This is a genomic window from Paenibacillus sp. J22FR5, from assembly GCF_059691975.1.
This window is the reverse complement of record NZ_JCAUAN010000020.1, coordinates 70,463-84,647: the sequence shown is the minus strand read 5'-3', so window position 1 is coordinate 84,647 and position 14,185 is coordinate 70,463. Positions and strand designations below refer to the sequence as shown.

Annotated in this window: 15 protein-coding genes; 12 read left to right on the top strand and 3 right to left on the bottom strand. The window is 43.3% G+C overall.

Features of this window, described 5'->3' with window-relative positions; genetic code table 11:
• Window positions 1-1,116: 1,116 nt before the first annotated feature.
• Together AC58P7_RS22485 and AC58P7_RS22480 are read right to left on the bottom strand one after the other, a co-directional pair.
• Window positions 1,117-2,772: a GMC oxidoreductase gene (locus AC58P7_RS22485; RefSeq protein WP_497346826.1), complete on the bottom strand. Its 1,656-nt coding sequence runs from the start codon at window positions 2,770-2,772 to the stop codon at window positions 1,117-1,119.
• Between the two features lie 149 nt (window positions 2,773-2,921).
• Window positions 2,922-3,632, bottom strand: coding sequence for a ThuA domain-containing protein (locus tag AC58P7_RS22480; protein WP_497346824.1), 711 nt, complete (start codon window positions 3,630-3,632; stop codon window positions 2,922-2,924).
• A gap of 173 nt (window positions 3,633-3,805) precedes the next feature.
• Here AC58P7_RS22480 and AC58P7_RS22475 point away from each other — a divergent pair, with 173 nt between their 5' ends.
• Window positions 3,806-4,327: a hypothetical protein gene (locus AC58P7_RS22475; protein WP_497346822.1), complete on the top strand. Its 522-nt coding sequence runs from the start codon at window positions 3,806-3,808 to the stop codon at window positions 4,325-4,327.
• On the opposite strand, the gene AC58P7_RS22470 is transcribed toward AC58P7_RS22475, so the two are convergent.
• On the bottom strand, window positions 4,303-4,401 hold the full coding sequence (locus tag AC58P7_RS22470; protein ID WP_497346903.1) for an AraC family transcriptional regulator: 99 nt from the start codon (window positions 4,399-4,401) through the stop codon (window positions 4,303-4,305). The two genes, AC58P7_RS22475 and AC58P7_RS22470, sit on opposite strands and share 25 nt — an antisense overlap.
• A gap of 32 nt (window positions 4,402-4,433) precedes the next feature.
• Here AC58P7_RS22470 and AC58P7_RS22465 point away from each other — a divergent pair, with 32 nt between their 5' ends.
• The 11 genes from AC58P7_RS22465 (at window position 4,434) to AC58P7_RS22415 (ending at window position 14,174) form a co-directional block, all read left to right on the top strand.
• Window positions 4,434-4,586 carry an AAA family ATPase gene (locus AC58P7_RS22465; protein ID WP_497346901.1) on the top strand — a complete coding sequence of 51 codons (153 nt, stop codon included), beginning with the start codon at window positions 4,434-4,436 and terminating at the stop codon, window positions 4,584-4,586.
• 145 nt (window positions 4,587-4,731) lie between these two features.
• Window positions 4,732-6,468, top strand: a complete 1,737-nt coding sequence (locus AC58P7_RS22460; RefSeq protein ID WP_497346820.1) for a sensor histidine kinase — start codon at window positions 4,732-4,734, stop codon at window positions 6,466-6,468.
• Window positions 6,469-6,485: 17 nt separating this feature from the next.
• Complete coding sequence (locus tag AC58P7_RS22455; RefSeq protein ID WP_497346818.1) at window positions 6,486-8,081, top strand: response regulator transcription factor; 1,596 nt, start codon at window positions 6,486-6,488, stop codon at window positions 8,079-8,081.
• Between the two features lie 99 nt (window positions 8,082-8,180).
• The gene (locus AC58P7_RS22450; protein ID WP_497346816.1) at window positions 8,181-9,092 is read left to right on the top strand and encodes an ABC transporter permease; all 912 of its coding nucleotides are present in this window, start codon (window positions 8,181-8,183) and stop codon (window positions 9,090-9,092) included.
• A gap of 18 nt (window positions 9,093-9,110) precedes the next feature.
• Window positions 9,111-9,995: a carbohydrate ABC transporter permease gene (locus tag AC58P7_RS22445; RefSeq protein WP_497346814.1), complete on the top strand. Its 885-nt coding sequence runs from the start codon at window positions 9,111-9,113 to the stop codon at window positions 9,993-9,995.
• 64 nt (window positions 9,996-10,059) lie between these two features.
• Complete coding sequence (locus AC58P7_RS22440; protein ID WP_497346812.1) at window positions 10,060-11,571, top strand: ABC transporter substrate-binding protein; 1,512 nt, start codon at window positions 10,060-10,062, stop codon at window positions 11,569-11,571.
• 720 nt (window positions 11,572-12,291) lie between these two features.
• Window positions 12,292-12,576: a heme-binding protein gene (locus AC58P7_RS22435; RefSeq protein ID WP_497346810.1), complete on the top strand. Its 285-nt coding sequence runs from the start codon at window positions 12,292-12,294 to the stop codon at window positions 12,574-12,576.
• Window position 12,577: 1 nt separating this feature from the next.
• The gene (locus AC58P7_RS22430) at window positions 12,578-12,769 is read left to right on the top strand and encodes a heme-binding protein (protein ID WP_497346808.1); all 192 of its coding nucleotides are present in this window, start codon (window positions 12,578-12,580) and stop codon (window positions 12,767-12,769) included.
• A gap of 172 nt (window positions 12,770-12,941) precedes the next feature.
• Window positions 12,942-13,103 carry a hypothetical protein gene (locus tag AC58P7_RS22425; RefSeq protein WP_497346806.1) on the top strand — a complete coding sequence of 54 codons (162 nt, stop codon included), beginning with the start codon at window positions 12,942-12,944 and terminating at the stop codon, window positions 13,101-13,103.
• A 44-nt stretch (window positions 13,104-13,147) separates the two neighbouring features.
• Window positions 13,148-14,020, top strand: a complete 873-nt coding sequence (locus AC58P7_RS22420; protein WP_497346805.1) for a sugar phosphate isomerase/epimerase family protein — start codon at window positions 13,148-13,150, stop codon at window positions 14,018-14,020.
• Between the two features lie 25 nt (window positions 14,021-14,045).
• Window positions 14,046-14,174, top strand: coding sequence for a hypothetical protein (locus AC58P7_RS22415; RefSeq protein ID WP_497346803.1), 129 nt, complete (start codon window positions 14,046-14,048; stop codon window positions 14,172-14,174).
• Window positions 14,175-14,185 lie beyond the last annotated feature (11 nt).

Below are 14,185 nucleotides of genomic sequence, written 5' to 3'. Positions count from 1 at the left end.
CGTCAGGTGGCCATCATTTGTCTGAAGTATTTCAAAACTTTACTTGTCTTTATATTATCACGAAAGATGCCAGTGAACCATTGTGTTTGCTGGCTTTCTGCACTTCAAAACTTAATTGTCCTCTTAACATCTGGTACTAGACTTTAGAGCTTGAGTCGGGTAGTGATTTAGGTGCAACTCCAGTTTGGATATTGCTCCCGGAACCATCTAGTTACATCTGGCAAAGAGCGCTTAATATGTATGCCAAGAAATTCCGATACTCCCTGCTTCAGTTAATGGTCGACTGGGCAACATATAGCTGGTTTGTTTGCCGCTTCTGCGAAGCTTAAGTATTCCACGATCATAATAAAGTAACGTAATTGTCAGATATCCAGATTCATTTGAAGCCCCCGTGTGAACTGTTATTTGGGTTCAATCTAACAAATTTAATCCCAATACCGCATTTTAACAGTGTTTATAGTATGAAAAATTAGTGACATAGAAGCAAGTCAGAATTAGCGTGTTACAAAGTCGGCTTTGAGTCGAGATTGTGTTGTTGATAGGTCGAAGATGCGGTGGTAGTGGCAAACAGTCCTTGTAAATCTATTTTATATGAAAAGCCAGCAATTAACGGGGCTTTTTTCGTTAACGGTAGTATAGTACTACAGAAAAGAGGTCTGCCAAATATCCTGAATTTGTAAATTGGTGATATAATAAGGAGACAGCGGAAGGTAGCTATTTAGGTTAATCAAAGAGTGATTTTATTGTGTAGGTGGGCTATTTATGAGTAATCATTATGTCGAAAAATTAATCCAAAATTATAATGAATTATGTTGAATCCGATTTGAAAACCGGCATCTTATTTTTAAGAAAGGCCTGGTCCTGCATTTTGGATGACTAGGAAAAATCAATAATCCCATTCCATGGAGACAAAGGGCAGTAAGAGTTTCGAGGGGTAACTCTTTTGTCGGCAGGTCTCAGATCAAACCTTTTTTATCCCTTAGGGTATTGTTCAAACTCGTAACAAACGACAGGAATGGCTTGCTGAGTTTCAAAGGCCTCTTTTGACAAGCGGATAAGCCAAACGAAGGTCGCGTTCAGTCGTTGTCTAGTCATGAAGTTCGAGCGTCGGCCTTTTTATAGCTTCGTGATAATGAAATCTGCAGTACGTATTGCAAGGGCTACCATCGATAAAGTCGGATTGGAAGCTCCAATGGGGGGGAGAACGCTATTATCGGCAACGAATAAACCATCCACGCCAAACACCTCTCCAAATCGGTTCGTTCCCCCATCGCGGCTATCATCACTCATTCGGCATGTTCCTGACACATGATTATCTTGTCCCGGAGGCATGAGACATATATCAGCCTGGCCGCCCCTTGAAATCAAAGGTGCTTGAATGACTTCGGATACTTGTTTTACCGTCTGAGCTACTTGATGAATAATTTCTTTATCCTTTTCACTATTAGAGAAATGGATTTGGATTTCCGGGACCCCGTATTCGTCCCGGCTATTCGGATTCAAATACACTTGATTTTCAAACCGCGATTCCACGATACCAAAACCTTCAAGACGAATCCCCCATTCCTTTCGTAAAGGTTCTTCCTCATAACTGTACCAAAAATAGTCTCCAGGTCCATAGAGTTGAATTTGGAAAGGACGTTCGTTCGTCTGAGGGATTAAAATACCTAAAGTGCCCAGATTTTCAGGGATATCCCCCCTGTTCAAAACGCCATGCGCCATTATAAATGAATGATTGGTGAGATAATGACCAATGGCTCTTCCTTGGATCCCTGAATAAAGTAATAGCTGCGGGGTTTCAAGAGCCCCTGCTGATAAGACCACGTTCTTGGATTTGAGAAAAAACGATTTCTTGTCCGGATTCATCACTTCTACGCCAACGACTTTCCCATTTTCGTGGAGCACCTTCACTGCACGGGCTTTCACAGTCAAATCAAATGGCCTGAGATTTAAGGAATAAGCAAATAAATTCATAGCACTGTAAAATACATTGGAATGAATTTGTCCATTTTTTGTTGTTGCTAAATCAACAGCTAGCGGAAAACCCGCCGCTTCGGTAAAACCGCCTCCCCGAAGCCGTTTCACAATGACTTCCGTTATCGAAGAACCCTTGGTGTAATCCCGAGTAACGTTCATCACTTCTTCGGCGACATTGTAGTAATAACTCATCTCTTTCACGGTGACCGGCCACTTTCTTAGCACAGATTCATGCATACGAGGAGAGACGCCGGACCAAAACAACGTTCTTCCCCCAAGCGCATGAAGCAGGGTTGCTGCCGGAAATTCGGGAATCCTCTTGCCAATAGGTATCGAAATTTTCGGATTAGTGAATAATTGTCTGGCTCTCTCTATATCCAAAGTAGGGATGTTCTGAGCATGCATGGGTAATAATAGATCGCCAGCTTCAACGATGCCGATTCGTTTTCCACTCGCCCCCAACTGTTCGCATAGCCTCCAAAGAACGGCGCTGCCTCCCGCCCCGGTGCCGATGATCAGAACGTCATAATCGGTTTTCTCCATCTGCTCAATCGGGGTAAGCGGAATCCATTGATCCAAATAGCCGGTTGGAGGATCAGGCGGACAAGTGGGGGGAATATTCTTTGGGCTCCTGCCTGATATGGCTAGCGATGGAAGCCTCACCGTTTTGCCTCCAATGTTCTGATCAGGATCCTCAATGATTGGATTCAGCGCTAAGAGTTCCGCGATTTCGATTTGATTTTGATTCGCGATTTTCCTCAGCGTATACCCGTCATTTGCGATGCATATTCTCATGGTTTCACTTCCTTTCGAACTACTGCCGACAGTGAGAGTTGGAGAGGCAAACCAATCTGAGCTAGTTGGATAATCAATTATTATATAAAAATATATATGGTTTATTTAGGAACTATGCTTTTATTTCAGGTTTTTTATAAGCAGAGAATTCATCTGGCAGCCCAAACCATTCCACGTCTCATCATCGTCAGGACTTCAGGCATGGTTACAATGTCCAAAGAGTGTCCTAAAGAACAATAAAAAACCCGTCCTCTTCCGTATTTTTTTGTCCAGACTACAGGCATGGCCACTTCTCTCCAAACCTCTGGTGGATGCACCTTGAAATTGGTGGTTGCAAGAACTTCGTTGGCCGGATCAACAAGCATGTAGTATTGCTCGGAAGTAACCGTGAAATCCCGAATTCCTGCCATTATTGGGTGATCCCGATTCCTAATCTTGACCTGATAGGTGATTCCTGCCCCTCCAGGATGAGCTGCAAAATGTCCGCCTACCATGAGCTGGTACTCGATCTCACAGCGAAACGCGTCTCCCATACCTCCGTGCATCCCGGCTACACCAGTTCCATTGCTGACAGCATCAAGGAAGGAACGCAGCTGCTCTTTCGTGATCGTTCCTAGGGTCCAATCGGGAATTATCAAATCCGTCTGCATTAATTTCTCTCGGTCAAGCAAACTATCCAAGGTATCCGAAATTTCCACCTCAAAGTTTTCTTGCCGCAATAATCCTGCGAGAATCTCGGCAACTTCTTTCGGTCTATGCGGTTGATACCCTCCTTGTAAAATTAACGCATTTTTTTGCTTACTATTATCATGTCGGGGTGATTGGGATCTTACGTTTATAATTAAAGAAGTATTTTTCATTATGATTATTCCTCCGTAGATCCTACATAATCATTGCATAGACATTTTATGTATATACGAAGTGAATTGACAAAAAAATATCTTTGGAGAGGCCATTAGACAAAAATATTCGTGCAAGAGAATTCCCATGAAGGCTGGTTTTGCCAATCATTCCGTCAGTACTGTCAGTTGTGTTGGCTTGCGAACGTGCTTCGCTTTACTATAGAGAAGCAAGTATCGTTACGGCGGCGGATGCATTATTGACGGATGCTTGCTCCGCTTATGGGCAATGGGGGGTTGCTGCCAAAGTGGACCGATTGAGGGCGTCTTACCCTGGGCTGCTGCCTCTTTCCGCATCCGCAGCGTACGAAGATTTTGCTGCTGCGGCCGCAGAAGCAGGGATCGGCACAAAACCAGAGCAACATCCGACCGAAGAAAGCTTCCAAGGTGAAGGTGCGCTTGAGGGGGTAGTCTTGCCGGACAAAGGTAAACAGGACATTCACCAAATGGAGGAGTGGTCCAGTTCAGCGAGTCGAGAGCTGATGAGTCAGTTCCTTGCTGTGGCAATGCGCTATTCCGGTGCGGAGCGGGGATATGTGCTGAGCAGCAAAAATGAAGCATTCTTCATAGAGGCGGAACAGGGCGCCCGATTTTCTTTTTTTTGCACGAAAGATTTTAGCCTAGTTGTAGTCTACCTTCTATTTCTATACTCATGAGGAGTATACCCGATATGTTTCTTGAATTTTTTGATGAAATGGTGAGAAGTATGAAAGCCTAGTTTGCTGCTGATATCAGCAATTTTAAGGTCGGTTTGCTCTAAGAATATTAAAGAGTTTTGGTTTCAGAAACTTTGCACTCGCTACTGCCCTTGGAGAAGGAAATTACAAGATAATACGAGAAAATGAGGAAGAAGCTAACGAAACACTTAGTGAAGGGGAAAAAACGTTTATAACATTGAGTTCGTTGTACCCTTAGGAAGGTACCGTTAGAGGCTAAATTATTTCTCATAGCTAAAGTCGTAAAATTAATACAAACTGGTCTGGATTGAGAAAATCAGTCAATTATAATGAATAGTGGGTAAGTTTATCAATTTCGCAATCATGAAGCTGGGGGTAGTCCAATGAATTTAAGCATCTTTCGCATACCCAGAAACTCAATCTGGTTTAAGCTTTCGATTGGAGTCATTTCGGTCATTGTCCCGTTACTGGCTCTATTGATCTACATCAATATGAATGCGATAAACGTTGTCCACGGCCAGGTGGCTGACTCTAATAACAACATGCTGTCACTATACATTCAATTAATAGACGATGGTTTGGAGGAGACCGATCAATACTTGCTGTCGCTTGCTACTAGCGATATCAATTTGGACATCATGGAGAATCCGGGGACGAAGGCAGATGATTACGCGCTTTCCAAAATAAATTTGTTCAATAAACTTGTCAAGAACATCGACAACTATAAATCGATTGACTCCCTGTTCGTCTATTCGCTGCCGCACAAGGAATGGATCAGCGCAAACAGGGAGAAGGATTCCGAAGAACCGCAGGAAAGATTGGATACCATCCGAGCTTATCTCGAGGAAAGCTTGACCGAGTCAACGAATAGATCAAGCCAATGGTACGCCCACCAAATCGGCCAAGAATATTATTTGTTTCGTGTGCTTCGATCGGGAAATACCTATATCGGCGCTTGGGTCAAAGCGGAGACACTATTGATGCCTTTGACATTTATTCATATCGGCAAGGAAGGCGCCGCCATGCTGGCAACCGGTCTGGGACAACCTATGGGTAATGTCGAGCTGGTTGAGCAGAATGAAGTTGATTTAAGCAAAACCGACCTGGGGAACTATTATATGTCGGGGAAAAAGAACGATTATCTTGTATTAGGGGAGCATTCACTAATGGGAGACTTCAGTCTGGTTGCGGTCATTCCCGACAAGGCGATTCTGGAGAACCTTCCATATTTGAACAAGATCATTTACCTCATCCTAATCAGCGGGATTGTGATGCTACCGGCGTTCTTCCTCTTTCTCCGCAAAACCGTGATGCTTCCAATCAATCGAATTGTTAAAGTAATGAAACGAGTAGCGGACGGGAATGTCAATCTCCGGATTCCGATTCTCCGGGCATCTGACGAATTCATGCTGATGAACCGGACTTTTAACGAAATGATGTCTCAGATCGAAGAGCTGAAAATCAGCGTCTACGAGGAGCGGATCGACAAGCAGAAGGCCGAGCTTCAGCACTTGCAATTGCAAATCAATCCGCATTTTTTCTTGAATTCGTTAAATGTCATCTTCGATTTCTCCCAAGAGCGAAAACACGAATTGATTGGGGAGATGGCCGTTAGCCTGATTCGATATTTCCGATTTATGTTTCGAAGCAATTTGTCGTTCGTCCCGTTACGGGATGAGCTGGAGCACGTTCGCAATTATATTCGCATTCAGCAGCTTCGGTATCCAACAAGTTTGCTCTACGAGCTGGATGCACCGGAAATACTGCTGCCTACACCCGTGCCTCCCTTGGTGATTCAAACCTTTATCGAGAACTCAATCAAGCATGCCATGTCACTGGACCAAACGATAACCATATTCGTTACGATTGATTTTGTCTTAGGCGTAAGCGAGACATCCTTGCGTATCACGATTCGTGATACGGGGAAAGGTTTCTCACAGGAAATATTGGAGAAGCTTCAGGTCGGCGTCAAAATTGCAGATGAACTAGGTGAGCATATCGGCATTTGGAACGTACAGAACCGCCTTCGTTTACTTTATGAAGGAAGAGCAACCATACAGTATGCCAATGCAACTCCAAATGGGGCATTGGTTCAGATCGTTTTGCCATTAAATGCTTAAGAAATGAGGGATGCGTGATGTTTCAACTGCTTATTGTGGATGACGAAGCCTCGGCCATCAGGAGGGTTAGCTCTTTATTAGAGTGGAGCCAGTTTGAAATCGAACATATCCATACTGCACAGAACATGAAGCAGGCACAGGACATTTTTCAAGAACACCCGATTGATATGATGCTCAGCGATATCGAGATGCCGCAGGGCAGCGGCCTGGAGCTATTAGCGTGGGTTCGAGAGAATTTCCCACAGACGGAGTGCGTGTTCTTGACCTGTCATGCGGATTTCAATTTCTCCAAGCAAGCGATAAGACTGGGCAGCATGGATTATCTCCTGAAACCTGTATTCGCACAGGATTTGGAGCCTGTCATTGTCAAGATGTTAGATAAAATAAAGGCCAATACCGCAATGATGAAGGACAGAAGCTTCTGGCAGAAGCAGCAGCCACAATTGTTCGAGCGCTTTTGGCAGGATTTGATTAGCCGAAACATTCCGCCTCATGAAGAAGCGATCCGCAAAGAAGCGGAGGAACGAAACGTTTATTTGGGAGACCATACTCGAGTTACCCATATCTTGATTAAGGTAAGAAGATGGCGGAAGACGTTGACACTCCGCGAAGAGAAAATCATAGAATTTGCCTTAAGGAATGCCGCCGAGGAGCTTTTGAAAGGAAATGAGTATGAGGTACATCTCATTTCAGGTGGCCGCGGCTCTTTATCTGCCATTTTTCTAACCAGAAACGACAAGAAGGCGGATCAGGATCATCTTCATGAAGTCCTTAACCGTTATATCGCTTCCTGTAACAAGTATTTTTATTGTGATATTGCTTGCTATGTAAGCGGCGACGTAGAACTTCAAGCTTTGCCCGATACGGCAGATTATCTGGAACGTCTGGATAATACGAATGTTGCTTACGAGAATAAAGTTTTTTTCATGGGGGACAAGTTCCAGACGACGTTGGAGCTTCCTCATCCGGATATGAGGCTGTGGTCAACTCTGCTTAGTGAAGGCAAGAAGGAAGCTGTTCTGGAATCAGCTTCGCAATATCTTGTGCAGTTGTCCAAAAGGCCAGGGGTGGATTCCAACTTTTTGCAAGGCTTCCATCAGGATTTTCTTCAGTTGGTTTATTCGTTACTTGCAAGCAAGGGGATTCAAGCCCGTCAGCTTTTCAAGGAAAGCGCATGGCAGCAGCACATAGACGATCCTCTTCGTTCTGTAACGGACATGATCTCATGGATTGGCGCCATCATACCGAAGCTGATCGAGCACTTATTCGAGGAATCGAATACGATCATCGTCAAGGTCAAACGTTTCATCGCATTCAACCTAGATCAGGATATTAACCGGGATGATATTGCAGGCCACGTCTATTTGAATCCCGATTATTTGACCCGGTTGGTCAAGAAAGAGACGGGAATGACCCTGTCGGAATTACTTCTTTCGGAACGATTATCACTGGCAAAGGATCTGCTCGCGAATACTGATTTGCCTGTAGGGCTTGTGGCGAAGCGTTCAGGGTTCCAGAACTTTGCTCATTTTTCAAGCACATTCCGAAAGAATCTCTGTGTTACTCCGAATGAATACAGGACTCAGAAGGAACAAGGTCAAGGAGAGAGGTAGGCAATGCAATAACAAGAGGTCGGAAACAGCATAAGCAGACAGCGTAGAATAAAGACAATCAACCGGACCACTATTCACTAAAGGAAATGAGGAACCATGATGAAACGATATCTGCGCTACCGGGCGCTTCTGCTGATGACAGTTCCCGCTCTTGTCTATCTACTTATCAATAACTATTTGCCGATGTTTGGCATCATCATCGCCTTTAAAGACATCAATTTTGCCCATGACAATTGGTTTTTAGACAGCTCATGGATCGGATTCAAAAATTTTGAATACCTGTTCGCTACCAAAGATGCTTACGTCATTACCCGCAATACGCTGCTCTATAATGGCATCTTTATTATTCTGGGCACCCTTGTTGCGGTAGGCGTAGCTATTTTGCTTAACGAGGTCAAAAGTCAATTTATGAAGCGGCTCTATCAAGCCGTCCTGCTTCTGCCGTTTCTTATTTCCATGGTTATTGTGGCTTATCTTGCACTCTCGTTCCTGGATGTAGAGAACGGATTTTTGAACCGTCACATCCTTCCATTTTTCGGCCTAGAGCCTGTTTCCTGGTACAGTGAACCGAAATATTGGCCTTACATCCTTACCTTAGTTAATTTATGGAAGGGCGTCGGCTATTCGAGCATCATCTTCTTTGCGGCCGTCATTGGCATCGACCGGGAATATTACGAAGCCGCGACAATCGACGGCGCGAGCCGATGGCAGCAAATTCGCACAATCACCGTTCCCTTGATCATGCCGGTTATCACACTCATGACGTTACTAGCCATAGGACGGATTTTCTATTCCGATTTCGGGTTGTTCTACCAGGTGCCACTAAATTCCGGTCCGCTTCAACCGACGACCGACACCATTGATACATACGTATTCCGCGGTTTGATGACTTTAAGCGATTACGGAATGTCCTCAGCTGCTGCACTTTATCAGTCATTTGTCGGGTTTGTTCTGGTCATTATTGCGAACTTTATCGTCTCAAGACGTAACCGTGAGCAAGCATTGTTTTAAATAGGAGGGGGTTTTCGAATGGCTGCAAATCGATTGAATCAATTTTTGGTAAACGGAGCTTTTATTCTGGCCGGTATAGCCTGTTTATTCCCATTTCTATTGTTAGTCATGGCATCGTTAACGAGTGATGAGAGTCTAATTAAGAACGGATATTCTCTACTTCCAGATCAAATTAACTTTGATGCTTATTCCTACTTGGTGTCAAAATCGCAAGAAATCCTCCGTTCCTACGGAATTACGATATTCGTAACCCTTGTGGGTACGGCTGTAGGGCTTTTCATCTCCGCTTTGATCGCTTACCCGTTATCCAGAAATGATATGCCGCATCGTGGTGCCATTAGCTTCATCGTGTTTTTCAGCATGCTGTTTAACGGCGGGCTCGTATCCACCTATCTCGTTTATACTCAGGTGTTTGATATCAAAAATACCATTTTCGCCTTAATCGTGCCGGGACTTTTGACAAACGGATTTATCATTTTCATGATTCGGACATTTTTCAGCTTCTCCGTGCCGACTCCAGTAATTGAATCCGCTTATATTGACGGAGCGAGTGAATTCCGAATCTTCTGGGGGATTGTCCTTCCGCTTTCCTTGCCTGTGCTGGGAACTGCCGGGTTAACGATGTTGATTTTTTACTGGAATGACTGGAATAACGGCTTGTTATACCTGACGGATCCCAAGCTTTTCAGCATGCAAAATCTGTTGAACAAGACGCTAAGCGACGCACAATTCCTTCAACAGAACAGTATGGGAGGACATTCTTCGTCGACCAGTGCTAATGTGCCAATAGAATCCATTCGTATGGCCATGGGTACAATCGGTTTTCTTCCGATTGCCTTTGCCTATCCGTTTTTTCAAAGATATCTGGTTGGCGGACTGGCTCTTGGTGCGGTGAAAGGGTAAGGTCTATTCCGAATTTCACGATTCGGTAGACATAGATAACAAATTTAATAGGGGGTAGCCTTACATGAAAAGAAACAAGAGAAAGCTTTCGGCTCTCATCGGTAGTATTTCCATTCTGTCCTTGCTCTTCACTGCATGCTCTTCGTCCGGCGGCAGCAGTCCAGCGCCAGGCAGCGCAAGCAAAGGTACACAAACTGCGACAGAACGGCCTACTGAATTGAACGTCGTTCTGTGGCCGCCTACGAATGCAACAGATATGCCGCTAATTGAAGAGGCCATCAGCAAGATTACGAAAGAGAAGATCAATGCCACCGTTAAGCTTACGACATTCGGCTTCTCTAATTACGCCCAACAAGTCAACCTGATGCTGGCAAGCAATGAGAAGCTTGATCTGTTCGTATCCACGCCATTCTTCGGCTATGGTACCCAAGCATCCAAGGGGCAGCTTGTAGCGTTGGATGATCTCTTGGTGAAGCAAGGACAGGGCATTAAAGATGTTGTTGGTGAAGATGTCCTTAATGCAACACGTATAAGCGGAAAAATTTATGGTGTCCCGAGTATCCGTGATTTTGCCGCCGAATACGGTCTTTTGATGCGTAAGGATTTGGTGGATAAATACAACATCGATCTGACGAAAGTGAAAACCTATGAAGACCTAGAGCCTATCTTCAAAACGATCAAGGATAATGAACCTGGAATAACGCCATTGGTAAATGCGGGTGCTGGAAATACGCCGGTAAGTGTGATGATGAATGATAAAGTAGATTTTCTTGGTGACAGCTTCGGTGTCATTCCGATGACATCCAAGGACAAGAAACTCATTAACGTGTTCGAGACGCCGGAATACGTAAGCTCCGTTAACCTGGTGAACAAATGGTATCAATCTGGTTATATGAGTAAAGATGCTGCTACTTCACAGCAAACAGGCGCAACAATCATAAAGTCTGGCAAAGCCTTTAGCTATCTTACCAATATAAACCCGGGGTTTGAAAAAGAGCAAACGATAGCGATCGGCAAAGAGATGGTTGCCGTACGTCTAACAAAGCCGATTACCGGAACGATTAACGTCGCATCTTTTATGATGTCAATTGCTAAAAATAGCCAAAATCCGGATAAAGCGATGCAATTGATGAACCTGATGTATACCGATAAAGACATCATCAATTTGATTGATTACGGGATTAAAGGAAAGCATTACGAGGTGAAAGGCGACGGTACTGCCGGCAAACCGGCTGGTGTATCCGAAGTCGGTTGGGTATTTAATCAATGGGCTGTGGGGAACAACTTCCTGGCTTATGTGGCGGAAGGTAATGACACGAAATTGTGGGATAAGTATAGAGAATTCAATGCAAACTCGGTTAAATCTCCAGCTCTTGGCTTCTCCTACGATCCGCAATCGGTGAAGACAGAGGTCGCTGCGGTCACGAACGTAACCAACCAGTATCGGATCGGGCTAGAAACCGGTATGGTAAGTCCCGAGAAACTGGGCGAGTTTAATAAAGCGCTCAAGGCTGCAGGTCTCGAGAAAATTATTGCGGAAAAACAGAAGCAATTCGATGAGTGGTCCAAGAGGTAGTAGCGGACTGATTATGATAGAGAGCGTTTCGGCAATTCGCCGGAACGCTCCTTTTATTTGAAACAAATGTTGGATTCTGGATAACAAGAGGTCGGAACATGAATGTTAGGCGCATGTAATATAAAAGACAACATCAATTACTGGCTCGTACAAACAAAAGGGGATGGGGAGGAAACGATGGCTCTAATTGGTACATCAACGTATTGCTGAAGCGAATGGATATGCATATAATAATTTAATTCCACTCTCTGTATCAAGCCCTTACTTATCACTTACAGACCAATAAGAGATCCTTGGGGAGGCGGATGTATATCCATCGCAGGACCTTGAATTGAAGAAGCAAGAAAATGGTATATAGATGACAAAATGCCTGTCATTGCTTATTCTAGTCTGGGAAGAGGTTTATCGGGCAAAGTGAGATGTGATGAACCGAATAATGCTAAGTAAATATTAGATGGTTCAGCGTTTCAAGCTATTGATTCACTGAAAACTTCGAGCGGTCGCGTAGATTGGAAGCGATTTCAGTTAAGGAAGGATGCGGTGTATCACAGTTAACAATGGCTTGGATCTTCATCAGCCAATGAATGTGTATCATCTGCGGCACAAACAGCACTGAACGAATGAAAGCTAACATAAATGCTTTGCATATTGAGTTGACTGACGAGGAACTTTTGTTATTTGGAATTGAGAAGCTAATGAATAAGGGAGGGGTTAGATAACATGACAAATAATCCGGAAGAAACAATTGGAGAACTTCTTAGACAGGAAACAGAAATACAATTTGCTCATTTCAGTAATGAGACGGCCATGATTATCGGACAAAAAATAATAAACGAAGCTCGGTCTATCGGTAAATCTATTACCGTTGATATTGTGCGCAATAGGCATCGAATTTTTCATTTTGCTATGGATGGAACATCACCAGACAATGCTGAATGGATTCGGCGTAAAAATAGTAGTCGACCGTTTCGGACACAGTTCCCATTATGTGAGTTCCGTTCTTGAAATGATCGGAAAAGATTTTGATCTCTTTGGAGGATCACCCATAGATTATGCAGCAGCAGATGGAGCATTCCCGCTGATTATTCGAGGAGTCGGTGTAGTCGGGACAATTACTTTATCCGGTCTGAGTGCTGGAGAGGATCATGCGCTTTTGATTAAAGTATTGAGAGAATATTTGTCCCAAGGGTTGGAATAACGGTGAATGATAAAAATTGAATTGATGTTATCGGAGTTGGCTGGTGGTCGGCAACGAAACATACCAATAATTATGAACTCAGGTCAAGCAAGACTAGTTTCAATATCCAGAAAGAATTCAGCACAACTGGAGCAGGGGCATTCGATTTCACGATGATGATGCAGTTACGGATATGAATGAATTATCTGAAGCTCAAATTAAAGCCCGAGCGAAGGAATTGAAAAAATTGTTGGACGATCAAGGCTTAGAAACGGAAGGTAAATCAGGGATTATTGTAGTCAAATCAAATGCAAAGGGTATGAAGTCCACTGACATCAAGCTTACTATTGTATGACAACTGGATTAAATAACTTGATTTTAATAGGGAGATAGAATCGAATGAAACTTAGTTTAATGACAATTAGTTTAATAGTAGGAATCAAACGCAAGCTTCAGAGTGGTGGAAGTATGGAAGAAGCCGCAAAAGAGTATGATGATGTAATGGCCATGACACACAAGGTGGGGTTTGAAGCAGTTGAAATTGCGTTATTTGAAATTGAATTGTTGGGAATTGAAAAAGTAAAAGAAATAGTAACCAAAAATCATCTTAAAGTAAGCAGTTATATTCATTTTGGACAGTTCACAACACTAGATGATGTTGAAGGTGTTAGGGCGGTTACTGAAGGGATAGCGGCAATTGACATTGGTATAGCATTAGGGACCAACATTGTGATGATGGTTCCAACAGTACATGAGAATATTCTGAATTACAGTCGTAAGGATTTAGCTAATCAATTAATAAAGCATTGGATACCTATCGTTGAATATGCAACTAAGAAGCAAATTCATATCGTTATTGAGGATACTCCGAATTTACAAATTCCGCTCTGTACGACGGAAGAACTACACTATGTTCTAGACAACGTGCCCAATCTTAAAGTTGTCTATGATAGTGGCAATATGTTACTTGTTAATGAGGATCCAGTTCAATATTATGATACTTTCGCAAACCGTACTGAGCATATTCATTTAAAAGATATGCGGGTAGTTACAGACGAACATCCTCATTTGGATGTTAGTATGGATGGAACCAAGATGACAGGTGCACTTCATGGAAAAGGCTTATTGGATTTCAAAACTTTACTTTCTCATACAAAAAGTAACGGATATGAAGGTTATTTCACTGTAGAATATTCTCCCTTAGGAGAGGAATGGTTATATCACGAAGAAAACCTTCGTAATGCTATTTCATATTTAAATTCGCTATATTAGTGCAGGGAAAAGGAGATTATATCAGATGAAATATACGGAGATACCTTTTGTGAATAAACCGATAGCTAGAATTCTGTTTGGTACTGCTATTCCTTCTATGATTATGGGGGGCGACGCTGGAAAATTATTGGACGGAATGTTTGAGTTGGGCTAATTGCCTTACCA